A 25,204-nucleotide genomic window follows, 5' to 3' on the forward strand; every position below is an offset into this window, starting at 1 on the left:
ATGTTGATTGATTATAAAAAATAGAAGTGAATCAGATGAACTGAAGTTCCTGCGCTCGTTAAACGCAATGACGGTGTTGGAGAAGAAGGATAAAGATTCTTATCTTTCTGCAGAAAAAGGGTATGAGGGAGAGGTGCAGTTCGATGAATGGACAAAACCTCTTGTAAATGACATGGTGGTTTTGAATGATTTGCTGCTGGAACATCAAGGGAGTGAATTTCAAATCGATTCCTTTGCCGTTGCATCCAAAACGATCTTCCATTTTGAAGTAAAAAATTTCGAAGGAGACTTTATCATCGATGACGGCGAGTGGCGGTCTCCCATTGGTAAAGGAATCAAAAACCCTCTGATACAGGTGAGCAGGGCGGCATCATTGATTAAACAGATTACAGAACAATCCGGTTTTCGGTATCCCATCGAATCCTACCTCATTTTTGTGAATCCACAATTTCACCTCGATAATCCTCCAGCTAAAACAGCCTCAATTGTTTACCCTACACAAATTTCTCGTTTTTTTAAAAACTCCAAAACAGAAATCTACGAGCGAGTAAGACAGATATCAGGCTCGCGGAGAAGCTATTGTCGCTCCATAAAAAGTCGTCGGATTTTTCCCGTTTGCCGGAGTATCGGTTTGAGGATCTGCGGAAGGGGATTTTGTGTGCGGGGTGTTTGAGATTTTATCAGGATTTTAACAGAAAGATTTTGGTTTGCTCACATTGTGGGCGAAAGGAGAGTTGTGAAAAAGCTGTATTAAGAACGATCAAAGAATTCAGGTTATTGTTTCCAGATTTAAAAGTTACTAATCAACTTACTTATCAGATTTGTGACAGTTTATTAGGCAAGAAAAGAATTTATAGAGCTCTTTCAACTAATTTTAAGAAGGAAGGGTACGGGAAACACGCAGTCTATATTGATTAACGGTTTTAGTTTGAACTTACAGGACTATAATTTAGGGTGTAGGAGATTAACGTCTTATAGAAGCCCTTTAAAGGACGTTAGTTAGTTGAATTTTAAATTAACGTCGGCTAGACGGGTTCTAAAGGACGATAAATTAAGGTGGTAGGAGATTAACGTCTTATAGAAGCCCTTTAAAGGACGTTAGTTAGTTGAATTTTTAGATTATCGTCCTCTAGCCGGGTTTTAAAGGACGATAAATTGGGGTGCAGGAAAATAACGTCCTATAGAAGCCCTTTAAAGGACGATAAATTGAGGTGGTAGTAGATTAACGTCCTATAGAAGCCCTTTAAAGGACGTTAGTTAGTTGAATTTTAGATTAACGTTCTCTAGACGGGTTCTAAAGGACGATAAATGGGGGTGCAGGAGATTAACGTACCATAGAAGCCCTTTAAAGGACGTTAGTTAGTCGAATTTGAAATTAACGTCCTCTAGCCGGGTTTTAAAGGACGAAAATTTAGGGTGCAGGAGATTAACGTCCTATAGAAGCCCTTTAAAGGACGTTAGTTAGTTGAATTTTTAGATTAACGTCCTCTAGCCGGGTTTTAAAGGACGATAAATTGGGGTGCAGGAAAATAACGTCCTATAGAAGCCCTTTAAAGGACGATAAATTGGGGTGCAGGAGATTAACGTACCATAGAAGCTCTTTAAAGGACGTTAGTTAGTTGAATTTTAGATTATCGTTCTCTAGCCGGGTTTTAAAGGACGATAATTTGGGGTGTAGGAGATTAACGTCCTATAGAAGCCCTTTAAAGGACGTTAGTTAGTTGAATTTTAGATAATCGTCCTCTAGCCGGGTTCAAAGGACGATAATTTGGGGTGTATGAGATTAACGTCCTATAGAAGCCCTTTAAAGGACGTTAGTTAGTCGAATTTGAAATTAACGTCCTCTAGTAAGGTTATAAAGGAATTCGTTACTTTGACAGGCATAAGCGCGAAGAAAATCACCATATGTTCACTACGTTTAACTCCCTGTCCAAAAAGGGTATAAACCAAATGAGACATTAATGAAGGAGGAATGAACATGATTAACATTATTCCGAGTGGACGAAATGATCTCATGGAAGTGGAAGTAACAGGGGATTATACAAAAGAAGATATGGAGAAATTTGAAAAAGCGTTCCATGAAAAGAAGACACCGAATGAAGAGATGAATCTTCTGGTCGTTGTGAATGATATGGATTTTTCCATGAAAGCGTTGAAAGAGGATTTCTTGTTCGGGAAAGACCATATGCATGAGTTTAATAAGGTAGCGGTGGTCAGTGACAAGAAGTTTCTGGAGATGGGCGCAAAGTTGGAAGATATGATGCCTGATCTGGAAGTGAAACATTTTGATAAGGATCACCGAACAGATGCGGTGACATGGATTCAGTAAGGCGGAGTGGAGATTTTCTCCATTCCTTTTTCTTATGAAGGAGGGATTCGATGCTGGTGGTTGTAAGTATTCTGCTTTTGATTGTCACATTGGCTTTGAGTAAAAATGTTACGAGGTCAAAACGATTTGCCGCTTTTTATGTTATTGCGTTGGCGGGAGGAGGCTTTGCCCTTATATCTGCTGTTTTCCTTGGCGGCTGGGATAGTCTGCCGTTTGCTTTAACCGGCGCCTTGATAGGTGTTATCGGACTCTTCGGAATGATGATGATACTCCTTGTCAGACAAAGGGCGTGAGTATGTAGAAGGAAGCGTTCCGGCTTCACTTCATATTTTGGATGCATTGCATGGAATGATGATCAAGAATCATCACTCTTGAGGAACTAACAAAATGTTCATGGTAAGAGTCTTTTAAGTTTTCATGGAAGTTTACTAATTGCTGCACGAGCTGGTGGACATCCTTTGTGAAAATACCAGACCGGTTCAGTAGGATGTTTTCATACTTCCGGACAGTTTTGCTTACTTGTTTCAATAGTTTCTTAGCGTCTCTTAAGCGAAAGGCGTTGTGCAGGTTCGCTGTCAACGTCGTTAAATCCTGTATCAATGCTTCGCTGATTTTTTTATTGATAGTTTTCAGATCCAGCTCTTCATCAGGCAGGATGAACGCTTTGACCATTGCAATTTCTGAGGTCAGCGGGTGGCTGTAATAATGCATAAAGATTTGCAGGGTATTGTAGGCGTCATACATAGGGTTATGGGGTTCACCTTCAAAATGCAGTCCATATAAAGCCAGTGCGTTTTCGACAGATAGATTATCCTTGGAAACACGCTGAGTGAATGTTTGCTGGAAATCAACATACCGGCTTTGAATTTTATCGATTGTTACGGAAGGGAGCCCATGGAGCGCACTGTCCATTTTCAACCTTGACATATCACTTTTAGACCAAGAGAAGAAGCGGGACTTCTTAACACCGCCCACCCAGTAAAGAAATTCCTTGAAGACAAGTGGGAAAGGGTCTGCCGTTTCCAGGTCCCGATCGTTTATACCTGTGAGTTTTTTGCAAAAGTCACTTAAAGGTTCCTGTGTGGCAGGCTGTATATAACGGTCAAATTGAGTGATGCTTTTTGTTTTAAGGTCATATTTGACTGCCCCTAATCGAATGGCTTCCATGTTTTCGTATGCCATGCCTCTATCATCACATTTCATCTCGAAGTCAAAGAAAATAAACTGTTTTAATTCGGCCATGGGCCATCACCTCTCTTCAACTTGTCAGTATAAAGGGTGGACCGGTATTTTAAAACAGGTAATTAACACCAAAAAGCTTGCAGTCAAATGGACCGCAAGCTTTTCAGGCTGCTGATTGTATATACCGCTGCTATTACCGTAGATAGCAATAAGCGCGGCGTTTCAACAGTTGTGTCGTATGTAGATAAGTAAAAGGCCCCTCCCGATCCGTACAGTGGTTAAGTGTCCCGCAACAAGCGAATAGAATTCGGGAGGAGCCTTACTGTATTATACCCTATCACAGAATAATAAACGCGTGAAGGGGGAAATGTTTCCTTTCCAGATAATGTTTGCTCCAGAAGAGGGAAGGGTATTTTATACAACTATCGGAGAATAACTTTTTAATTGGGAAAGGAAGTTTTGCGATTGAATGTACTATATTTAATTTCAGGTATCCTTGTTCTGGCTCTTGTGATTGTCGATCTCCTATGGACCACCATCTGGGTGGATGGGGGAGGAGGTCCGTTATCAAGAAGATTAGGAAAAGGATTTTGGTACACACTTAGAAAAATAAGCAGCGATAATTCTAAGATACTTAGGCTGGCTGGACCAATGATATTATCGTTGACGCTTATTATATGGATTCTTTTGCTTTGGATTGGCTGGACCCTTGTGTTTTCGGCTGATGTTGAATCTATTCTTCTTTCCCAAAATAAGAACCCTATCACCACTGTAGCGGAGAGAATCTATTTTGTCGGCTTTACCTTATTTACACTGGGTATAGGGGACTACATTCCCAAGAGAGGATTCTGGCAAATCGTCACCACTTTTGCAACCGGGACAGGTATGCTTTTTATCACTCTTTCTGTCTCTTATGTTGTTTCGGTAGTCAGCGGTGTCGTTCAAAAGAGAGCTTTTGCGAAAAGTATCACCGGACTTGGAAATGACTGGGTAACAATTGTGAAGAACAGCTGGAATGGCCAAGACCTCCACAATATTGACTTATTTATGAAAGATATTTCTTCACAGTTAATTGTGTTGACTCAGCAGCACAAAGCTTATCCAATTTTGCACTACTATCATTCTCAGGATAAGGAACAGTCTTCATCAGTTGCATTGGCACTCTTTGATGAGGTATTGACGGTATACGAATTTGGGGTGAAGGACGAAAATAAGCCAAATCAGGTATGGATAAAAGAAGGGCGGTCAAGTGTAACCGACTACCTTGATACGTTGCATGCCGTATTCTTTAAACCTGCACCGAGCAGCCCGCCGCCATTGGATATAAAACCGTTAAGGGAAGAGGGACTGCCTGTGAAATCAACGCAGGAGTTTAATATTGCCCTATCAAATCTTGTTACAAGAAGAGAGCAATTGCTTGGATTGGTTGAACAGGATGCATGGGATTGGCCGCAGGATAATAAGACTAATTCCCGCGCTGAGTAAACAACATCAGACTATTCTGGTGCTGTTTTTCCTTAAATCTTTCACAATCTTTTTCTTCTGAAGAAAATCATGGTATGATAATAGTTGATTTCTAATGAATAGGAGTGTTATCACTATGGCTAAAAAAGGATACATACAATTTGAAAATGGTGAAAAGATCGAATTCGATTTGTTCCCGAATGAAGCACCAGGAACAGTTGAAAACTTTTCTAAACTTGCAAAAGAAGGATTCTACGATGGTCTTTCATTCCACCGTGTCATCCCTGGTTTCGTAAGCCAAGGCGGTTGCCCTAACGGAACAGGTACTGGCGGTCCTGGATACACAATCCCTTGTGAAACAGAAGGAAACCCTCACAAACACGAAGCGGGCTCTCTTTCTATGGCGCATGCAGGAAAAGACACAGGCGGAAGCCAATTCTTCATCGTTCATGAGCCACAGCCTCATTTGAACGGTGTTCACACGGTATTCGGTAAAGTGACTTCTGGTCTGGATACTGCGAAAAACCTAAGAAACGGCGATGTTATGCAGAAAGTTGTTATTGAAGACTAATATTTTACAGGGAGGGCTGATTCTGAATCGGCTCTCTTTTTTATGTTTGATTTATTAGCATTGTGGATTTGAAGGAGAGAGAGACAGTTTCCTCTAAGTCACATACAAATCATTAGGGGATTTCTGTGTATTGAAGCCGAATTCTTATATTCACCTACAAAAAGCGTGCTATTTTGTAGGTAAATGAAGCAGCTTAGCCAAACGATGCATTAATTATAGAAGGATTTGTAGGAGAGAGGAGCAATTTACTCCAACTTACCTATAAATCGTAAGGGCTTTGGTGTTTCAAAGCCGAAAACATTCTCCCCTGCAGCATAGAGAACCCTTGCTTATACCATATTCCAGTAATAACCTCCACTTTCTCTAATATCATATAAAGAAGACGAGAACACATCCAGGAGGAGATAGCATGCCGTCAGGCCTTCATAAAATGCAGGTGGAAGCTTCGGTGGAGGAGCTTTGGAAATATGTGAGTGTAATGGATGTTTGGGCACCGTTAGTCCCTGGTTATATCGACCATAAAATCCTGAGCGAAAGTGAATCAACATGGAAATTTAAGACGGATATGGGTTTCCTAAAGAAGAAAATACACCTGAAGGTCGACATTACAGATTGGCAGGAACCATCAAAGGTGACGTTTAATCTCACAGGCATTAATGAGCGATTTCAAGGACATGGTTTTTTTGAGTCAGAATCCATCGGGAAAGATACTTCCAACATGACGGGTTATCTTGAGATCAATGCGGAGGGACCACTTGCCAAAATGGTGAATCCTTTGCTGAATTCAATTTTACCTGAGATGACGACAGAGTTAACCGAAGCTGTAGCTTATAAGGTCGAAGGAATTTATTCATCGAGATAAACCAAAATTGAACTCATACGTCCCCTTTCCTTAGGTTAGGGGATTATTTGTGCGTAAAAATACAATGCAGTTTTAAAACCGTACATAACAATTTGAGGCAGGTAGAATCTAAAAAGAGAAAGGAGTGAAACAAATGCCAGGTGAAAGTGTCATTAAAACTTTGAATGAATTTCTGAGGGGACAGTATATGGGAATTCATGCGTATGAGCACTTAATTGAAAAGATTGATGATTCAGGGTTAAAACAAAGGTTTCAGGAAATTCAGCAAAACCACAAACAACATGCCATGATGGTTGCTGAGAGGATACAGAAATTGAATGGCACCCCAGTGGATGATGAAGGCACTATCGGAAAGGTGCAAGGGTATATAGGAGAATTCATGATTCCTGATGATAAGGAAGGGATCCTTCAAAGTGCTTTAAAGGGTGAAAGTTATTATGGAATTGAAATCTCAGAGGAAATGGTCAAAGGAGACCTGGATCCTGAAAGCAGACAAATCATCGAGAAAATATTGGACGAAGACCGTGAACATGTAAAACTTTTAGAGAGTATTATTCATTGATTGAAGGCAAAGAACATAAAAACGTTCTTTGCCCATTAATTTTATACCACATATCCTTCTTTTCGTAAGTAGTCCTCTACTTCTTTGAATGTTTTTACGGGAACGAAGTCAACATTTTTCTCGCGAAGCATTTCCTGCAAAGCTTTTTTGGCGAAGACAATGTCGGCATGCTGTGCAGGATGGGTGTCCGGTTCGCTGTCACCAATGAAATGCACGGTCTCGTATTCATTCTGTAGGTCCTGTATGACCTTGGATTTGTCGATACCATATCGATCATGGTAGTGGGGGTGTGATTCATCAAGGTTTAAATGGATTCCTTGATTTTCATAGTAGCCCTCATTTGAGAATACCTTAACATCTTCTATTCCATAGTGATCAAGGAGATGGTCGATATAGTAATCGGTACCTGCACTAAGGATGTAAAAATCTCCACCGTTTTGTTGTACCTTCTTTATAAAGTCCATTGAATACTCATCAATGGGGAGGGTCCGTATTTCATCTATGATGTTTTCTTCGTCCTCATTAATATTTTTAAATACTTCTCGCAGGAATTCAATATCTTTCATTTCCCCTTTTTTCCACTGTTTGTATAATTGTTCCCCTTCGTTATAGTGGTTTTCGAGGATAAGATCGTAGTAATCCCTATCTGAAATCGTTCCATCGAAGTCAGAAACAAACGCCCATTTCTTCATTCTCAAACCTCCTTGTTAAAAAAGTGTCCTCATTACTTTTCCCATTACAGAACAAAAATAACTTACTTATAAGAATGGTCTTCTCTAAAACATTGTTCCTTTGTGATAAGTGGTAAGTTAAAACGGGCTCAACTTGGATGTCACGGCTGTCCCACTCAAATCTATATTTATAATTAAAATGTAAAAATGAAAGAAGGAAAGAATGGGGGAGAGCAAGATTTTTATAAAGGAGTTGACTTTTCATCTCTTAGCTAAACCAGGGAACCAAGCAGATATATGATGAGTTTAAAAAGGCTTTTTTTCTTAATAGACTGTTGCTTTTTACAATACATCTTCTGGATTCGGTTTACGAATGGTTTATTGGAGTCGCACACCTAGAGCGGAAATCAACTTTCTTCATTCAAAAAGCATTATTATATACGAAAAAAGAGCATTAGATAAAAAACTAATGCTCCATCATTTCTATTATTTTTTCGTTAGTTCCAGTCCGAGTTCATCCAATGCGTGCATTACGCCTTTCTGAAGGGTGGATAAACATGGGACTTTATCAATTCTATGACCTCTTTGGGTGATTTGAATACTTAATTCAGAAGAAATCCCTACTAATATGCACTTTGTCCCCAAAATGGAGGTGGCTTTTACAAACTTATCGATAAAGTCGAGTGTATAATCATTGACTCCCTTGAGGCTGGTCAAATCCGCAATAAGATGAGTTGCCTTATACCGCGGCAGATTTAATAACGTCCTGTCAAGCAGCTCTTCCGCCCTTAACTCATCATAACGACCTATCAAGGGAACGACCAAAATGGAGTCCATGACAGGAATGATAGGTGATGATATCTCTTTGATGATTTCAGACAAGGAGTTAGTCCGTTCACGTGTGACTTTCTCGAGTTCTGCTTGCGCGGCCTCTTTCTGTTCTTGAATCATGGTCTTGACATTCAAGGAAGGCGTGACAGATGAAGGGAAGAATTCATATTCGCTGTATTCCTCTCCTTTGACTTGGCTTTTTGTCACCTTGTACCAGACATTGTTATTGAAAAGACCTGAAAAGACTCCGGCCCAATGCCCGGGGAGGAACGTTCCTTCATCTTGTTTTTTCTGTGCAACGTTAACCTTATATTCCCAGCCGTTTCGAACGTGAATCTTGGCCGTTTTTTCTTCAAACGAAACCGATACAATATCGGTTTTGCCCCAACCCGCCGTTAAATACGTGTTTGGCAGCTTTTTTAAAATGTCTTGCGGATCACCAATAGTATTGCTGTAAAAGTTGGATACAATCTTTCCTGTACGATAGCCTGCAGTTTCCAAGACAAGCTGTGCTTCCTTGTCACCCGCAATTTCTTCTATTGAATCAAACAGGGTTTTAAACGCTGTTTTCACCCAGAATAAAACGACTTCATCATTTTCAAAAAAGATGTCACCGTTATCCAAGTCCCACTCAAAAAATGATCCGTTTACATCCTTATGTTCTCTTCGCATTCCGAGGCCTCCTCTAAATAATAGGCAATTTGTATTTGTAAGAATAGTGTTGTCGGTAAAGAGTTCCCCAATTACCTATTATAAAATGTAAATAAAGAGGATGTAAATTTTTAACGTGTAGAATGTGAAAAATGCTTAGAAGTAAGACTTCTAAGCATTTTAGCTAGCTGCCCAGCAATTGAAAATGATAGCCTTGTTGTTTAATTTGGCGGATTAAGGACGGGAGGATTTTTACAGTCTGCGGCAATTCATGTAACAGAATGATCGCTTTATCCTCTAAATGGTCCATGATAAACGTTTTAATTTGATCTGGATCATTTTTCAGTTCCCAATCCATAGAAGCTATTCTCCACATGACTGTGTGCATTCCAAGTTCAGAGGCAGCAGCAATCGTATCTTCATTAAATTGACCGAAAGGGGGACGGAAATAAGTAACATTTTGTCCTGTTACTTTACTGATGGCTTCCTTGCTTCGAGAGAGATCGGCAAGCTGTTCTTCAAATGAAAGCCGGGTAAGATTCTTATGATTACAGGAATGAGTGCCTATTAAGTGGCCGGAATCAAGAGCTCTTTTCCAAGGTCGTTGATGATGCAGCAGACGGGACTGCCAGAAGAATCCGGCTTTGACATCTTCTTTTTCTAATATGTCCAAAATCTCTGGTAAAGCTCTTCCTGGACCATCATCAAAAGTCAGCATAACCGATTTTTCATTATGGCCAACTAGTTTGGTGATGACATTTCTATGATCAGAGTCGTACACGACCCTAGTGCAATCTACTACTCAAGGACTCTTATGCATAAGCTCGATTTCCTTTCGTTTAAAGATGTTGGTAATTAGCGGATCCATATGTCTCTTCATATTTTTTTTCTGTAAAATCAGCCGGCAGGCCATCAAAAATTACTGAACCGTCTTTCAACGCAATGATACGGTCTGCAAATTTCTTTGCCAGTGAAACATCATGAACATTGATGATGGTCAATAAATCATGTTGTTCATGCATTAGCTGAATCAGTGAAAAGATATGATTAGAAGTGCCCGGGTCCAGGCTGGCCACAGGTTCGTCACCTAATAGGACTTTCGGATTTTGGACAAGTGCACGGGCAATCCCGACCCTTTGCTTCTGTCCGCCGCTTAAGTGCTCAACGCGTCTGTCAGTAAAATCGGAGAGGCCAACTTCTTCAATCACTTTCTTTGCTCGTTGAACTTCCTCGGAAGTGAACCAGCCAATAAGATTTTTAAAAGAAGAACGATACCCGAACATCCCGGTCAACACATTTTGCATGACAGAAAGACGTGGAACAAGGTTGAAATGCTGGAAAATCATGCCCATTTCTCTCCTTGCCTTTCTGCTTTCTTCTTCATTATGAGAAGAAAGGGGGCTGCCTTTCCACAACACTTCTCCACTGGAAAGGGACTGTAATCCATTAATGGTCCGGATTAACGTTGATTTACCAGCACCGCTTTTCCCTAATATACAAACGAATTCGCCTTTATTAAAATCAAGATTGACAGAAGACAGCGCTGGAAAACTCGAGCCTCTGTAATGAACACTGATATCTTTTAAATGTAGCATATTCGCTGCCTCCTAAATGACTTTATTCCTCACATAACTTCCCAAGAAGTCGACGACAATTACCATTATCATTATAATTAACACATCTAATGAAACAGAAGAATATTGGAATGTCTTGAAATCATTGAATAAACGCTGCCCGATTCCGCCGCCACCGATGAAACCGAGTACCAGTGATGTTCTTATCGCCACTTCAAATCGGTAGAAGTAGTGGGATAGAACATTTGGCCAGATCTGTGGAAGGATGCTGAAAAAATAGGCGAACCACTTTTGAGCTCCAACCGCTTTCATCGCATCTTGGGGTCCAGGGTCTGAAGCTTCAATGAGCTCTGATATCAGTTTTCCAAGGACACCTATATTATGAATCATGATGGCAATCACGGCAGGAAATGGTCCAAGACCTAGAGCAGTCAGCAAAATCAATCCAAAAACGATCTCCGGTACAGACCTTACAAAACTCAACCCCACCCTTGCAGTGTTATAAAGGAGGGGGGAGGGGGATGTGTTTTTAGCTGAAATGAAACTTAAAGGCAAGGCGAGCAGGAGGCCGAAGAAGCTCCCCAAAAACGCCATTGCCAATGTTTCCAACCCATCTTCGATCATCTTCGGCAAGAGGGAAAAGTCCATAGGGAACCACTGAGATAAAAAGTCGATCATATTGCGGAAATCCCTGAACTTGGATAAATCAAATTCTGTCAGCTTCATACTGAAGTAAACGAATATGATTAGTATTAGAAAAGTAAAGAAGCTTCTCCTTTTAAACCACACGCTGTATCACTCTATTCTTCGATAAGTCCCTGCTTTAGGGCTGCCTGCCTTATGCTCTCATAGTCTTCATTGCTGGCTTCAGTAAAACCTGTAGCACCAAAGGCATCAAGTACTTCCTGATCCTCTATAGCAAGAAAAGCAGATTGCAAAGCTTCGATTGTTTTTTCATCTGTGTTCTGGTGGACTGCCCAAGGATATTGGAACAACTTATCAGATTCCCAAATAGTCTTGATTTGCTCGCCGTCTACCTTGCCTGATTCAACAAGCTGGTTGAAGATCGCGCTGTCAATGGCACCGGCATCGACTTGTTGATTTTGAACAGCTAATGCGGTTGCATCATGTGAACCTGTAAAACGAACGGATTCAAATTCATGCTCATCGTCTGATTGATATACACCGCGGTCTTGAAGCTCGATGGACGGGATAAGTGAACCTGATGTAGAGTTGGGATCACCAAATGCGAAATTAACTTCCTGGCTGTTCTCAAGCAATTCTTCGATTGAGTTCCAAGGATTATCATTATGTGTGATGATATAGGAATGGTAGAATGGCTCTCCGTCAATCAATTGCGTAATGATTGCTTTTGCACCGCTTTTTTCATGGGCAATGACATAGGATAACGGACCGAAGTAAGCCATATCGATTTTGTCATAGTTCATGGCTTCGACTACACCATTATAATCGGGATAGACTTCAACTTTGACTTCTCTTCCCAGTTCATCCGTCAGATAGTCTTGCAATTTATCCATTGCGCTTTCCATGGCGCCTTCTGTCTGTGCAGGAATGACACCGATTGTGAAGGCTTCACCATTTGCACTATCATTATTCGTTTCTTCATTATTATTGCCTGTGTTCCCATTGTTTCCATTTCCGCAGGCTGCAATCAAAAGGGCAAGGGATAATAATATTGTAATAAATATGCTTTTTTTCAACTTTGTGCACCTCTTTTTTCGTGTTAGTCCAATTTTTGTTTTTAAGTAACCTGTAAGAAGCGGGGGGAATGTGTAAAAAAGGACTCGAGTAGAGCCCTTTTTTATTTTACCGTTATCTTTCCAGGGTTTTCTGCTGTTACTGTTCCAATAATAGCGGAAGTTAAGTTTCTGTTACTCAGTTCCTTCTGAAGGGCTTCTGCGTGTTCTTCCGGTATTGAGATGAGCAGGCCGCCAGAAGTAATGGCATCACAAAGGATCAACTGGTCAATTTCCTTAACAGATTCATCGTAATCAATCCGGCCGGCTAGCCATTTGTGGTTTTTTCGGGTCCCGCCAGGAATGATATTTTGTTCTGCAAGTTCCCTCGTTTTGTCGAGAACAGGAACTGCATCTTTCTCGATAGTGATACCATTTTTGCTTCCTTCTGCAATTTCCATGGCATGACCTAATAGACCAAAACCTGTTACATCTGTACATGCATTGACAGGGAAGGAATCCATTGCTTCTGCTGCTTCCTTATTAAGAGCAGCCATTGTCTGCATGACTTCCTCGATATTTTCTTGTGGAAGTTTATCATTTTTGATGGCAGTCGTAAGGATACCGATGCCTATCGGTTTCGTAAGAATCAATTTGTCACCAGGTTTAGCAGCGGCATTAGAACGGATTCGATCAGGATGAACTGTTCCTGTAACGGATAAGCCAAACTTAGGCTCCTGGTCATCGATTGAATGCCCGCCGACTAGGACTGCGCCTGATTCACGAACTTTATCTGAGGCGCCGGATAAAATATCGGCAAGTACGCTTTTATCCAAAGTTGTGATAGGGAACCCGACGATGTTCATGACAGTGATCGGTTTACCGCCCATTGCATACACGTCACTAAGTGCATTCGCAGCCGCGATTTGGCCGAACATATACGGGTCGTCCACGATAGGAGTGAAATAATCCAATGTTTGAACGAGGGCCGTATCTTCATTGATCTTGTAAACTCCGGCATCGTCCGAAGTATCCAGTCCTACAAGTAAATTAGGGTCTTCAACAGAACGGGGTAAATGACGCAGAACCTGCGCCAGGTCTTCAGGACCAATTTTGCATCCTCAGCCGCCTTTTGATGAAAGGGAAGTCAATTTGATGATTTCTTTTTTCGTCATATTCATTCACTCCTTGTTGTTTTGATTTCTGAGGATTTCTTTGTTTGGATTACTTCTTTATAAATTGAGAGAAGTTTATTTGTTTCATACTCCCTGGAATGGTGCTGAAGTATGTAGGATTTGGCTGACCTGCCAAATATTTTCCTCATCTGGTTATTATTGAGCAAAGTTTCTGCATAATCAAGGAATTCGCTCTCATTAGTGTATACAAAGCCTGTCTTTCCATGTGTCACGATATTCCGGTTTCCGGTATTGCTTGAGGCAATGACCGGCAACCCATGTTCCATGGCTTCCAAAATAGCCGCGGGTTGTCCTTCTGAATGGGAAGTGTTTAAAACCACATCGGCATGTTCATATGCGGCTCCCATCTCTTTATGGGGAAGCTGGCCGATGTATGAGATCCAATCAGAATTTTCTTCAGTAAGATTTTCAACCAACCGCCCCTCATCATGTTCAATAATTGGACCGACAAGCAGCAGGCGAATCTTCGGGTGCCGGTTGTGAAGCTTCTTTAATGCATGAATGGCAAAAGGAATGTTTTTTACCTTTCGGATACCTGCAGGAAGTACGAAAAGGAACGTTCCGTTTTGTTTTGAGAATTTTCTCTGAGTAGCTTGCAAATTGCTGGTACCTTGATGGATTACATGAATTTTAGAATGGATGCCATTCATTTCTTTCATTAAAGTTTCTTTTGCAGTTTCATCAAAAACTGTAATGGCACTGGCTTCTTTCAAGCATTCAAGGACCATGGCACGTCTACTTTCATCAAATAAATCATGATTTAAATCAGTTCCCGTCATTGTGATGACAAAAGGGGCCTGGTTTTCTTTGAGTCGTTGTTTAAATGAAAAAAATTTATATGCATGAAAGCCGTGTATCAAATCGGCTTCGGGTAGAGATGTGTAACCAGGATCTCCTGTCACTGAAACGATTTCTGTATCGACTCCGTGAGTCTCCAGCCCATCGGCAATCCTCTGGACCGTCACCGTATTTCCCCGCTGCTGATGAAAATCAGGAGAGGCCAAAATCACCTTCATTCATCCACCTCCTTTTCTGGTTAGTAAAAGGGAATAAAGGAGACTATTCCAATCAGATATGAATAGAATATCCTTCAAGACCGAATTTGTCACATAAATTGCTTGTCGAAAGTGTATTTATTTTAGTTCCTGGTACGCCCTAGGTTTTGTCGAATCAAGAAGATGACCGGTTGGTCAGTGACCACCCGGTTTTGTCGATTGCTAATTCGGGGAGTGCCAGGCGCGACCCGAAGTTTGTCGATTCAGTGGTTTGAAGAATTGAAAGATGTGTCGTAATTGAACCAAGTTATATAGGAAAAACCCTTGTTACGTGCGTTTTGGACGAATTATAAAAACCTTCAATTAGTATATAGTTTGTCGAACAAGCGTTAGCTAAAGCATGGAAATTATTTTCTTGGGTAATTTTTTGAGTGGGGAAAGGGTAGCGTTGAATAAGAGGAAGCTTTGGAAAAAACTGCTCTTGATATTTGATGGAAGATGAGATAATATACTAATACAAGCTGCGTTGTACGTAATGATAATAAAGTTTTAACCTTTAAACTGTAATAGGGAGTTTTACATCGAAGCCGGAATGTCAGGCCGCCATGGATAGCGGAAGACAAGAACGTTTCTGCAAACACCCACTTTGAGGAGTGGTGGTTTAAAACTTTCTTAGACGATTTACGGCAAATGCGGCCTACATACTACTACCAATCACAAAACCAGTTCCTGATGGGGAGCTGGTTTTTTTGTTGACTTTGTTAGTGTTGGATTCACAAAAATTTGTAATATAAGGATGATTTTTTAGGCAGTGAGTGACTTGTGAGCTTAGGAGGTTGCTGCGGAATTGGCCCCTTAACAGAGTCATTGGGCCAATGAGGTTGGATTTTGCGAGCGACGTTGGCCTGTTAGTGACTTAAATGGGCCGGTGATATTCTGGATTGTTCGGATGTTGGTTTGTAAACGGAGTAATTAGCACAATGAGATTGGATTTATGGTGTGATGTTGGTCTGAAAACGGGCCAATCAGACTAATGAGATTAGAATTGTGTGAGGGTGATGGTGTGAAAACGGACTAATCAGCACAATGAGATTGCATCTTTGTGAGGATGCTGGTGTGAAAACGGGCTAATCAGCACAATGAGATTGAATCTTTGTGAGGATGCTGGTGTGAAAACGGACTAATCAGCCCAATGAGATTGAATCTTTGTGAGGATGCTGGTGTGAAAACGGACTAATCGACCCAATGAGATTGAATCTTTGTGAGGATGTTGGTGTGAAAACGGACTAATCAGCCCAATGAGATTGAATCTTTGTGAGGATGTTGGTGTGAAAACGGACTAATCAGCCCAATGAGATTGAATCTTTGTGAGGATGTTGGTGTGAAAACGGACTAATCGACCCAATGAGATTGGATTCCTGGTGTGATGTTGGTCTGAAACCAGACTAATCAGCCCAATGAGATTGAATCCTTGTGATAATGTTGGTCTGAAACCGGACTAATCAGCCCAATGAGAAATTAAGCTTGCCGGAATGCAGGTTCGTAAAGCTTTCTGTGATCGATAACCCCATTTATCATTAGGATATGATGGAAAAAACTTCTCTTGATATTCCGAACTGGATGAGATAGTATACTAATACAAGCTGCGTTGTACGTAATGATAATAAAGTTTTAACCTTTAAACTGTAATAGGGAGTTTTACATCGAAGCCGGAATGTCAGGCCGCCATGGATAGCGGAAGACAGGAACGTTTCTGCAAACACCCACTTTGAGGAGTGGTGGTTTAAAACTTTCTTAGACGATTTACGGCAAATGCGGCCTACATACTACCACCAATACAAAACCAGTTCCTGATGGGGAGCTGGTTTTTTTGTTGTACAGATTTATTACAGAGGCACATCAGAAGAGGAAAATTCCCTATTAGCTAACCATGTCAGGGTACTGACTATGGTTTCCTCTCCAAAAAGTGGAGTTCGACAAATGTCGGGTAGAGCCTGGCACTAATATAAAAAAACCTCCAGGGTGTCAGCCCCCGAAGGCTTCGAGTATGTCATTCAAGTCTCTCATATTTAGTGGTGAAGTGTCTTGCCTGCCTTGGGAAGTGGGATGTGGGGGTCTTGTGCTGCCAGGAACATACCCTTGCTGCAACATTAATTTGATTGCTTGGAGTTCCTGGATAATTTCAGCGTTGGTGCCGCCGCTTTTAGCGGCAGGCCTGAAATATTGATCGAGTGCTGAAAAGACCAGGTGGACCAGGGTGTGATTATGGGCATGGTATTCGATTTGTTCCTGAATCAGTTTTGAGACTGCATGGGAATCACCGGTTTTAATGTCAATGTATTTTTCCGGTATTGTGACCGCCACTTTATTGACATAGTCAGTGTACGTTTCTCCCATCATGATCAACCCCTAGTGGCAGCTAGATCAGTAGTTTCTTCTTGTTGTTTTTTTAGATGATTCATTTTAGCAAGGATCATAAGTCCCAGAACGTTCAGTTTTTCCAGATCCTCAGGGAAATAAAGGTTGATTGGGCGACCCTTTTCGCTCCATCTCACAGCCGCTTCCTGTATTTGCTTTTGAGCAAGTTTTGCTGCGCCGCCTACTGCGATGTACCGTGACGCCCCTTTGATTTCATTCGAACTGCTTCTTACACGGTCAAACAGTTCCAGGTATTTGATGGCCATGGATTTCAGTTGCGGGATGACATATTTACTGATATCTTTCCGCACTCCGGCAAATGGTTCAACATACCATTCCGACTGACCTGCGTATAGTTTTTCCTCCAGTTCGGAGCGGGAATCGAACTTATACAATTCATTCTTGCTGACTTTTTGGATGATGATGTCCAGGAACTGGTTGATGCCAAAGTGTTCTCCTTCTACAGACGCAACCGGTTTGCTGTTTTTAATTCCGACAAAATCGACTGAATCTCCGCCCAAGTCACCGATCAATATGCCTTTGGCGGAATCCTTTACGAGACCGTCGTCTTTGATTCCCAATGTTTCTTGATCACGCGTCAAACCAAGGTATGCGCAGGCACCTTCAGCCCCTACAATCACATCATTGATTTTAATTTTGACACAAACTTCTTTCGGTTCCGGCACTCCCGGCACTTTGTGCAGAATTACGGTATGACTTCCGATGAGCCTCTGCTTCAGCTGCTCTTTTTTCTCTTTATATTGAGTGGTCGGCAATGATACTGCCAGCTGGTCGATCTCATAGACAATATCCATTTCGTTTTCACTGGTCAATAAGGCATGGTAGGCGGCAGCCGAAAACAACAGGATGTAAGTACGGACCTCATCAACTTTTTGGTTGTTGACAGACGTCAAGCTGACATTTCGTTGTCTTGCTGCAGATTTACCTGCGTAGAATATTTCCCTCTTATTCATTACTGAAGGACTTTTAACCTCAACAATCAGATTTTCCTCGATTTCAACATCTTCTTCTTCATAAGGCATTTCATAAAATTCATCATCAAATAATGCAATTGCATTGGGCATCTGGTATTCAGATACGACACCATCAGTAGATGCGAGTACTTTGTACCAGCTGTTCCCTATATCAACGGCAAGAAAGTTACTTCTTTCCATGTAATCCCTCCTCATGATGAATCCTATGCAAGAAGGGAATGGGGCTGTGCACGTACCCAGTTAAAATTTTTCAACTTAACTTTTTGAAAATGTAATAACCGAATACAGGTAATTTTAATTAAAATTCCGCATTTATACTGATGAAAGTGACCAAGCTTATGACGCCTGTACGCATAGGATAAAGTGAAGGTAAAATACAAAGGAGGAATAAAAATGAGTGATAAGTACGATCGTCACAACGGTTGTGTGGATTTTGATAAATCTGCAAATATCGGAGAATGCGATAATCAAGTAGTAGATTTTCTCGCTGTACCCGGTGGCAACACGAGAATCATCCATACACCGGTTCAACTGGCTGTAAGAGCGGTGACAACAAACATGGTTGCCAACATTGAATTCCCGGAACCGGTAATGGAAATCAAGGACATTAAGAAAAGGGTAGAGATAGTTCAATGCCGTTTGATTACCCCGCCTGTTGCGACACCGGCATTTTCGGTGGAAAATAACGATACTTTCCCTTTATATATTAAGGGATATGTGCGCAAAAACATCCAATATGCAACACCTTGCTATGATGCTGATGGGCACTGTGTATCTTCAGACATTAAGTCATTGACTGTTAGAGTACCGTTTGAGTGTTTTACAAACATCGACTTGGATTTCCCTGTAGCACTGCCTGCTTCTAATACTCGCGAGGAATTTGATTACTTCAGAGCGCAAGACTTAGGCAAAGGCTTCCCGGAAAAAGATCAATTCCTATCAAGCGACATCTCCCAATTCCATCAATTCAGCACGCAATTCTACAACCAGCTTCCATTCTGTGAGTTGTTAAGAAGCACAATTGTTGAATGGGATGAAGCAACAGACCGTGAAACTTACGGCACTGGCCCAGTTGGAGAAGGCTGCTTTTACAAAATGGTGGAAAAAATGCAGTTGAGATTTGTTATTAAAGTTCTTCAAAACCAGCAGCTTGCAGTAACGACAGCAACTCTAGGTACCTTAAACGACTGCTAATTGTCAACTTCCACTCCCATATGAACGAAGGCATTATCCCTCAATAGGGATAGTGTCTTTTTTTCTCCTTTAAAAACTCAGTCATATCAAGCGATGGGCAAGTATCCCAAGGAACACTTAGAAAATTCTGGGTTTGACCATGGGCGCCCGCCTATACATAGACTCCTGTGCATCATACATTGAACTATCTTGAGATTTAAGGAGGCCCCAAAATGTCAGATTCTTATAAAGAGAAAAATGAAAATCATTGCAAGCCGAAACACCATCATCCCCATGTGAAAATCGGAAAGGTGATTACTAAGGTGCCTGTTCTATTGGCTGAACTGTCCTTAACAGCTAATATGAGTGCCACAATTACGTTCCCTGAACCTGTATTGGAAATCAAGGATGTTAAGAAGAGAGTAAAGATTACACAGTGCAGATTACTGCTGCCTTCCAATAAATTATTCATCAGCGGGTTTGTCCGTAAGAACATTCAATATGCCAGCCCATCAACTGATATCGAACAAACGACTACAAGCTCAATCGCATCAGATTTACATTCCTATACAGTAGACGTTCCGTTCACTGTCATTACTGAAATTAATAAGTATATTTCTGATCCGGTGCTGCCGCGGAACAATTCCAGAGAAGAGTTTGATTTCTTTGTCGCACAGCCGCTTCCATCTGGTTTCCCTGAGAAGGATGAGCTTCTGTCCAGCGACCTATCTCAATTCCACCAGACCAGCTCTCAGTTCTATAACGAACTTCCATTCTGTGAACTGGTTTCCAGCAAAATCATCGAGTGGGATGAAGCTATCGACAGAGGACCGATTCCTACCGGCGCAGCACCGCTTGCAGAAGGAGTGTTCACTGTAGTGGAGGAAAAAATGGTCCTGGACTTCACAATCAGAGTCCTTCAAGAACAGCAGGTCAGAGTGGCTTCTCACACAAATGACGATTGCCACCATGATCATCATGATGACCATGACGATGACTGTGAAGACAAGGACTTCTATTAAAGTACAAGGTGAACAGGGGTTACACTAGAGAAAAGTGTAATCCCATCTTCTATTTTAATTTTATAGGAGGAGGTGAAAAAGAGAGGCCGCTGTGAAGCTGCTCTTTCTAATAATTTATGAGTCAAAGGGAAAATAGATTTGGATATGCCCAAAACAGAGAAGAGAGAAGGACGATTACCTCTTTATGGGAACAGGTGGCTGCCAAGCGGAAAGATCCATTTCCAAGTTCGTTTTATAAGGACAATGAAGAAGAATCGTCAGACTCAGTGGAAGAAAAGGTTGAAAGAAAACGAGACACTATTGCACCGCCGCTGATTTTCTCTCCTCCGCCTGTACCTGCAGTTATTCGAAGTTCTAAGAAGGAAGAGGTAGTGGAAAACAAAGAGGATAAAGAGGAAGAATCCCCAGCTCCAAAAAAACGAAAGAAAGATGAAATCATTTCGGTACCGGATGAATCGATAGATGAGTATCTGGTAAAGGCGGAAAAAGAGAAGGAAGCCGACATTCTGTCTGAAGATGACTATGAATTCTTGTATGGAGAGGAAGAAGAGCTTGTAGACAAACCAGAAGAATGCGAGGAAATGGATGACGAAGAAACGACTGAGTGTGAATCAGTAGAAGAAAAAGTCGAGAAGCCTTGCACGAAGAAAAGCAAACCAGTGCTGGTTAAATTGCCCGTAATGCTTTTTAAGGAGACGGTTGTAATTGATATTTTTGACAGTTTCAATCTTATGGATTCTGTCATGGAAGTGACAAATATGTCATGGAAAATCAAATCCTTCAAGGGGCACGCTGTTCTTCCATCTAACACCGTCTTCATAAAATTGATCTTAATAGGGGATCTTGAATTTGTTTCAGGAAGTGGAAGAATGCATACTCTTCAAATGGAAGTGCCATTAGAGCGGCATGTGAATGTTAATTGCATTACAAGTCCGGAAATCTCATATGCTGAAAGTCATGAGTACTGGTTCCGTTCAAAAATGGATCCAGATATCAGTGTACACCGTTCCTTTGAAGAAACTCTTGTTTCTCCGGTGAACTTCAAATATAACTCCTTCGATATCATATGGCATCAGGAAATGATTACAACACCGGGAGGAGATCAAAGGGTAGCCCTAAAAGGATGTGCGGAGTTGTCGGTTGAAGGTTTTCAGAGTCAACTTGTGGAAATTCAACGTTGCAGCAAAGATGGCCCATCATCTTCTGCTGACTACTAATGCAAACAGGGGTTAAAAGTGTGTAGAGGCAACGGTGGGGAATGTCGATTGACTGTTTGAGAGGAATCGGTGGTGCCAATGAGTGCCTATAGGGTTGTCGATTGGCTGTTTGAGTGGAATCGGCGGCGTCCAAAGAGAGCCTAGGGGTTGTCGATTGGACAATTGAGAGGAATCGATGGTGTCCAAGAGTGCCTATGGGGTTGTCGATTGGCTGTTTGAGAGGAATCGGCGGCGTCAAAAAGAGCCAAAGAGGTTGTCGATTGGCTGTTTGAGTGGAATCAGCGGTGTCAAAGAGAGCCAATGAGGTTGTCGATTGGATGTTTGAGTGGAATCAGCGGTGTCCAAGAGAGCCAATGAGGTGGTCGATTGGTTGTTTGAGTGGAATCGATGGTGTCAAAGAGAGCCAATAGGGTTGTCGATTGGCTGTTTGAGAGGAATCGGTGGGTCAAAGAGAGCCAATGAGGTGGTCGATTGGGTGTTTGAGAGGAATCGGCGGTGTCAAAGAGTGCCTATGGGGTTGTTGATTGGACAGTTGAGAGGGATCGGTGGTGTCAAAGAGAGCCTATGGGGTTGTCGATTGGGTGTTTGAGAGGAATCGGTGGTGTCAAAGAGTGCTTATGGGGTTGTCGATTGGACAGTTGAGAGGGATCGGTGGTGTCCAAGAGATCCTATGGGGTTGTCGATTGGCTGTTTGAGAGGAATCGGCGGCGTCAAAGAGAGCCTACGGGGTTGTCGATTGAACAGTTGAGAGGGATCGGTGGTGTCAAAGAGAGCCAATGAGGTTGTCGATTGGACAGTTGAGAGGGATCGGTGGTGTCAAAGAGAGCCAATGAGGTTGTCGATTGGACAATTGAAAGGAATCGGCGGCGTCCTAGAGGGTCTATGAGGCTCTCAATCGGGCTTATGAGAACAAAGAGTTATTAAACATAAAAAAGGGTGTCTCAAAAAAGACACCCAACAAACAAATTAGCTTAAGCGGTCAACTCTGTCTTTGATTCTGTCAAGCATTGTTTTTGGTTCTGGGTATTCATCACCATCGCCATCTCCATCATGACATGGCTCATAAGATGTTGGAGGGCATACAGGTTTTTCCTGTTTTTGGACAAGCTTGAACCAAAGGTTGACGTCCATTTTTTCAGTGATGCGTGTGAAGCGGCCCCATTTATCGTGATCTTTGAACAAGTCAAGTTCGAACACGTCAGCCATCTTAAGAATACAATCAATTGGCTCATTGAAGTATTCAAATGTGTGTGAGCCCTCTCTGCATCTGTCAGCACCGTGGCCGTCTTTAGCAAGGAATCTGAATTCTGCTGTCAAAGAGCTCTTCTTGCTCTTCATTTGCTCAACCAGGTGGTGGATTTTCACTTCATCACTGCAAGTGAAAGGTACATCTACGCTGTAGTCTCTTACAAAACCTGTGCAAGCATCTACATACTGGATGTTTTTGTGTACAACACCAGTAATATAAAGCTTCACTTTGTATTCACTGTAAGGGTGGCGAAGGGCTTCGCATTGCTTCAAGGAGACGTTCTTCTTGATCATCTTGATTTCTTTCGCCGGTGTAGGAAGTTTGATATCCGCTTCTACATTTGCTTGAAGCTTTACATCCGCAAGCACAACAGGAACATAGACATCGCCGTAAGGATACCAGGACTTGGCATCACAATCGACATGTTTAGTTTTGGCTGTGTCGCACTTTAACGCTGGAGGACACCCCTTGTGATGGGTACCGCAAGTATTCTTCTTCATCCAATTCACTCCTTTTTTATTTTGGCCAAAAGATAAAAAAACGCTATAAAAATTCTCTTATCTTTTGACTTACTATCTTTATATGCGAACAAGCTTTGCAGGGAATGGACGAGTATCAGTGGTCGATAGCATATTTTGGAATTATGATAGAATATAGTTGATAAAATGGGGAGCTCCCTACAAAAAGAAGAGAGGGGAAGCAAGAATGACGAAAATCTGCATCGTCCGGCATGGACAAACCGACTGGAATAAAGAAAGGAGACTACAGGGCAGCACAGATATTGAACTGAATGAAATGGGTGAGCTTCAAGCGAGGCAGGCCCGGGACCACTTGAAAGAGGGAGAGTGGGATGTTATCGTTACTTCGCCTTTGAAACGGGCCCGAAGGACGGCTGAGATCATTAATGAAGGATTAACGATTCCACTTATTGTGAAAGGAGAATTCGTGGAAAGGAACTTTGGTGAAGCTGAGGGTAAGTTGATTGAGGAAAGCAGAAGGAAATATCCGAATGGGGGAAGTCCAGGACAAGAAACAAGAAGTGAGGTTTTGTCTCGAGTTCTTAAAGGAATAGGCGAAATACAGAGTGCCTACCCTGATAAAAATGTACTGTTAGTGGCACACGGGGCACTAATCGGAATCCTGTTGGAATACCTCTCAGAGGGTGAATTTGTTTACGGGAAAACCCATCTGATCAATGCCTGCATCAACACGATTCATTTCCAGGACAACAAGTGGGACGTCAAAGAATACAACCAAACCAGCCACCTCTCAGGGGTTTAGCAAATTGCTAGCACGCTGCTACGCTAAAGTAACACGGGACAGTCCCTCTTAGTGATTTAAAGCATTAAAGCGAAAATGTGGGTGTTTTATTGAAGGGCTTGTACTATAATGAAGGTGTAGTTAAATTTATTATGCATGCATGACATGTGAAGGAGAAAAGCCCAATGGCAGACCAGCAGGACCAAAAGAAAATCAGTTTACAGGAAGCAATGAAACAACAGCTTGAAAGAAAGAAACAGGCACAGGGTAATGACAAGCAGCAAGGCAATGGATTTGCCGGCAACCAAAGAATGAAAAGTCAGCAAGCGAAAAAAGCGAGTGTCACCCGCCGGAAAATGGGCGGTTGATCACCTGCCTCAAATGAGTCTTTCCATATGGAGAGGCTCTGTTTTTTTGCGTTGTTCATACAAATTCTATAGTTCGTTATTCATACAAATGATTAAAGCGGCAGGTGCGTGACCTCCTTCTTTTCCAGCACCACCCTCTCGAAGCGGATATCCCTTTACAAATCAAAATGCCGGTCCCTGCAGGTTTGTGAGAATGTAAGAAAGAATGATCCCTAATGAAGAAATAAAACCGACAACCGGGCCCCCTTGTTCAAATGCTTCTGGAAGCATGGTCGAGGATACCATGGCGATCAGACCTCCAGCACCGAAGGCACCTATCAGATAGCTCACACTTTCGGAAGCTCCCTGCAGAAAGACATACCCCAGCATAGCACTTACGGAAGAAAGTACCACTACACTGCCCCATAAAAATAAAATCTTCCTTACACTATAGTTATCTTTCCGCAACCCAATAGAGCTGGAAAGGGATTCAGGGAGGTTGCTTATGAAAATGGCGAAAATAAAAACCCATTGAATCGGCTGGCTGCCGATGAAACTGATTCCTATGATGATGGACTCTGGAATCGCATCCATAAGTGTACCGACATAAATAGCCAAGCCGGCATGACCGTGGGGGTTCTTCTTAGATCTTTTTCGTTCATTGCCGCCCTTTTTACTAATAACCAATTCAAAAATCGTGAAGAGAAGGGCACCCAGTAAAAACATAACAGTAATCAAAAGCAAGTTTGCGTTTCCTTGCGCTTCACTTAACAAGTCAAAGGTGGCAGATCCTATAATCAACCCTGTCCCAAAAGCCATTATATAAGCCACAATGCGTTTAGGAATTCTTAGGTAGATTCCTGCTAACGCCCCTATAAAGAGTGATAAGCTGGTGATTCCGCCCCATAGAGCAGCATGTAACATTGGATGACCTCCTT

26 protein-coding genes and 2 other RNA genes are annotated in these 25,204 nt (G+C 41.9%); 15 read left to right on the forward strand and 13 right to left on the reverse strand.

Going from position 1 to position 25,204, the window contains the following annotated elements; all coding sequences use genetic code 11:
* The first annotated feature begins 7 nt into the window (after positions 1-7).
* The 3 genes from BSG1_RS01590 (at position 8) to BSG1_RS01600 (ending at position 2,622) form a co-directional block, all read left to right on the forward strand.
* Positions 8-673, forward strand: a complete 666-nt coding sequence (locus BSG1_RS01590; RefSeq protein WP_006835035.1) for a nuclease-related domain-containing protein — start codon at positions 8-10, stop codon at positions 671-673.
* Positions 674-1,978: 1,305 nt separating this feature from the next.
* Entirely contained in the window at positions 1,979-2,329 is a 351-nt protein-coding gene (locus BSG1_RS01595; protein ID WP_044022177.1) for an STAS/SEC14 domain-containing protein, read from the forward strand.
* A gap of 50 nt (positions 2,330-2,379) precedes the next feature.
* Positions 2,380-2,622 carry a hypothetical protein gene (locus BSG1_RS01600; protein ID WP_006835038.1) on the forward strand — a complete coding sequence of 81 codons (243 nt, stop codon included), beginning with the start codon at positions 2,380-2,382 and terminating at the stop codon, positions 2,620-2,622.
* A gap of 25 nt (positions 2,623-2,647) precedes the next feature.
* Here the strand turns inward: BSG1_RS01600 and BSG1_RS01605 are convergent, their stop codons facing one another.
* Positions 2,648-3,571, reverse strand: a complete 924-nt coding sequence (locus tag BSG1_RS01605; protein WP_006835039.1) for a 3'-5' exonuclease — start codon at positions 3,569-3,571, stop codon at positions 2,648-2,650.
* 405 nt (positions 3,572-3,976) lie between these two features.
* Between BSG1_RS01605 and BSG1_RS01610 the strand changes: the two genes are divergently transcribed.
* From BSG1_RS01610 to BSG1_RS01625, 4 genes are all read left to right on the forward strand, one after another.
* A complete protein-coding gene (locus BSG1_RS01610; RefSeq protein ID WP_044022178.1) occupies positions 3,977-4,996 on the forward strand; it encodes an ion channel in 1,020 nt (339 codons plus the stop codon).
* A gap of 115 nt (positions 4,997-5,111) precedes the next feature.
* Positions 5,112-5,546 (forward strand): peptidylprolyl isomerase, encoded by a 435-nt coding sequence (locus tag BSG1_RS01615; RefSeq protein ID WP_006835041.1) that lies wholly within the window; start codon positions 5,112-5,114, stop codon positions 5,544-5,546.
* A 409-nt stretch (positions 5,547-5,955) separates the two neighbouring features.
* The gene (locus BSG1_RS01620) at positions 5,956-6,408 is read left to right on the forward strand and encodes a CoxG family protein (protein WP_006835043.1); all 453 of its coding nucleotides are present in this window, start codon (positions 5,956-5,958) and stop codon (positions 6,406-6,408) included.
* A 133-nt stretch (positions 6,409-6,541) separates the two neighbouring features.
* Positions 6,542-6,970 (forward strand): ferritin-like domain-containing protein, encoded by a 429-nt coding sequence (locus BSG1_RS01625; RefSeq protein ID WP_006835044.1) that lies wholly within the window; start codon positions 6,542-6,544, stop codon positions 6,968-6,970.
* A 41-nt stretch (positions 6,971-7,011) separates the two neighbouring features.
* Here the strand turns inward: BSG1_RS01625 and BSG1_RS01630 are convergent, their stop codons facing one another.
* The 8 genes from BSG1_RS01630 to BSG1_RS01665 all read right to left on the reverse strand — a co-directional run bounded on the left by BSG1_RS01630 (position 7,012) and on the right by BSG1_RS01665 (position 14,606).
* Complete coding sequence (locus tag BSG1_RS01630) at positions 7,012-7,662, reverse strand: MtnX-like HAD-IB family phosphatase (protein WP_006835045.1); 651 nt, start codon at positions 7,660-7,662, stop codon at positions 7,012-7,014.
* A gap of 465 nt (positions 7,663-8,127) precedes the next feature.
* Positions 8,128-9,144: an STAS domain-containing protein gene (locus tag BSG1_RS01635; protein ID WP_006835046.1), complete on the reverse strand. Its 1,017-nt coding sequence runs from the start codon at positions 9,142-9,144 to the stop codon at positions 8,128-8,130.
* Positions 9,145-9,307: 163 nt separating this feature from the next.
* The gene (locus BSG1_RS01640) at positions 9,308-9,904 is read right to left on the reverse strand and encodes a polysaccharide deacetylase family protein (protein WP_044022179.1); all 597 of its coding nucleotides are present in this window, start codon (positions 9,902-9,904) and stop codon (positions 9,308-9,310) included.
* 58 nt (positions 9,905-9,962) lie between these two features.
* Positions 9,963-10,718 carry a phosphonate ABC transporter ATP-binding protein gene (gene phnC / locus BSG1_RS01645; RefSeq protein WP_006835048.1) on the reverse strand — a complete coding sequence of 252 codons (756 nt, stop codon included), beginning with the start codon at positions 10,716-10,718 and terminating at the stop codon, positions 9,963-9,965.
* A 12-nt stretch (positions 10,719-10,730) separates the two neighbouring features.
* The gene (phnE, locus tag BSG1_RS01650) at positions 10,731-11,486 is read right to left on the reverse strand and encodes a phosphonate ABC transporter, permease protein PhnE (RefSeq protein ID WP_044022180.1); all 756 of its coding nucleotides are present in this window, start codon (positions 11,484-11,486) and stop codon (positions 10,731-10,733) included.
* 11 nt (positions 11,487-11,497) lie between these two features.
* Positions 11,498-12,418: a phosphate/phosphite/phosphonate ABC transporter substrate-binding protein gene (gene phnD / locus BSG1_RS01655; RefSeq protein ID WP_006835050.1), complete on the reverse strand. Its 921-nt coding sequence runs from the start codon at positions 12,416-12,418 to the stop codon at positions 11,498-11,500.
* A 101-nt stretch (positions 12,419-12,519) separates the two neighbouring features.
* Positions 12,520-13,569: a selenide, water dikinase SelD gene (selD, locus tag BSG1_RS01660; protein ID WP_083802816.1), complete on the reverse strand. Its 1,050-nt coding sequence runs from the start codon at positions 13,567-13,569 to the stop codon at positions 12,520-12,522.
* Positions 13,570-13,571: 2 nt separating this feature from the next.
* Complete coding sequence (locus tag BSG1_RS01665; protein WP_006835052.1) at positions 13,572-14,606, reverse strand: glycosyltransferase; 1,035 nt, start codon at positions 14,604-14,606, stop codon at positions 13,572-13,574.
* A gap of 494 nt (positions 14,607-15,100) precedes the next feature.
* On the opposite strand from BSG1_RS01665, the gene ssrS (BSG1_RS20010) reads away from it, so the two are divergent.
* Positions 15,101-15,288, forward strand: a non-coding RNA gene (gene ssrS, locus BSG1_RS20010) — 6S RNA.
* Positions 15,289-16,222: 934 nt separating this feature from the next.
* Positions 16,223-16,410, forward strand: a non-coding RNA gene (gene ssrS, locus BSG1_RS20015) — 6S RNA.
* Between the two features lie 200 nt (positions 16,411-16,610).
* Here the strand turns inward: ssrS (BSG1_RS20015) and BSG1_RS01670 are convergent.
* Positions 16,611-16,982, reverse strand: coding sequence for a hypothetical protein (locus BSG1_RS01670; protein ID WP_044022315.1), 372 nt, complete (start codon positions 16,980-16,982; stop codon positions 16,611-16,613).
* Positions 16,983-16,987: 5 nt separating this feature from the next.
* The gene (locus BSG1_RS01675) at positions 16,988-18,178 is read right to left on the reverse strand and encodes a ParM/StbA family protein (protein WP_044022182.1); all 1,191 of its coding nucleotides are present in this window, start codon (positions 18,176-18,178) and stop codon (positions 16,988-16,990) included.
* 213 nt (positions 18,179-18,391) lie between these two features.
* Between BSG1_RS01675 and BSG1_RS01680 the strand changes: the two genes are divergently transcribed.
* From BSG1_RS01680 to BSG1_RS21500, 4 genes are all read left to right on the forward strand, one after another.
* On the forward strand, positions 18,392-19,192 hold the full coding sequence (locus BSG1_RS01680; protein ID WP_044022183.1) for a CsxC family protein: 801 nt from the start codon (positions 18,392-18,394) through the stop codon (positions 19,190-19,192).
* Between the two features lie 212 nt (positions 19,193-19,404).
* Positions 19,405-20,193 carry a CsxC family protein gene (locus BSG1_RS01685; protein WP_006835056.1) on the forward strand — a complete coding sequence of 263 codons (789 nt, stop codon included), beginning with the start codon at positions 19,405-19,407 and terminating at the stop codon, positions 20,191-20,193.
* A 116-nt stretch (positions 20,194-20,309) separates the two neighbouring features.
* Positions 20,310-21,410: a hypothetical protein gene (locus tag BSG1_RS01690; protein WP_006835057.1), complete on the forward strand. Its 1,101-nt coding sequence runs from the start codon at positions 20,310-20,312 to the stop codon at positions 21,408-21,410.
* 654 nt (positions 21,411-22,064) lie between these two features.
* Entirely contained in the window at positions 22,065-22,190 is a 126-nt protein-coding gene (locus BSG1_RS21500; protein ID WP_269479306.1) for a hypothetical protein, read from the forward strand.
* Between the two features lie 186 nt (positions 22,191-22,376).
* Here BSG1_RS21500 and BSG1_RS01700 read toward each other — a convergent pair whose 3' ends face one another.
* On the reverse strand, positions 22,377-23,159 hold the full coding sequence (locus BSG1_RS01700) for a CsxC family protein (protein WP_006835058.1): 783 nt from the start codon (positions 23,157-23,159) through the stop codon (positions 22,377-22,379).
* Between the two features lie 205 nt (positions 23,160-23,364).
* On the opposite strand from BSG1_RS01700, the gene BSG1_RS01705 reads away from it, so the two are divergent.
* Positions 23,365-23,940, forward strand: a complete 576-nt coding sequence (locus tag BSG1_RS01705) for a histidine phosphatase family protein (protein WP_044022185.1) — start codon at positions 23,365-23,367, stop codon at positions 23,938-23,940.
* 164 nt (positions 23,941-24,104) lie between these two features.
* On the forward strand, positions 24,105-24,287 hold the full coding sequence (locus BSG1_RS01710) for a hypothetical protein (protein ID WP_006835060.1): 183 nt from the start codon (positions 24,105-24,107) through the stop codon (positions 24,285-24,287).
* 162 nt (positions 24,288-24,449) lie between these two features.
* Here BSG1_RS01710 and BSG1_RS01715 read toward each other — a convergent pair whose 3' ends face one another.
* Positions 24,450-25,190 (reverse strand): ZIP family metal transporter, encoded by a 741-nt coding sequence (locus BSG1_RS01715; RefSeq protein WP_006835061.1) that lies wholly within the window; start codon positions 25,188-25,190, stop codon positions 24,450-24,452.
* Between the last annotated feature and the right edge of the window lie 14 nt (positions 25,191-25,204).

The sequence above is a fragment of the Bacillus sp. SG-1 genome (assembly GCF_000181495.1).
Classification (GTDB): domain Bacteria; phylum Bacillota; class Bacilli; order Bacillales; family Bacillaceae_B; genus Rossellomorea.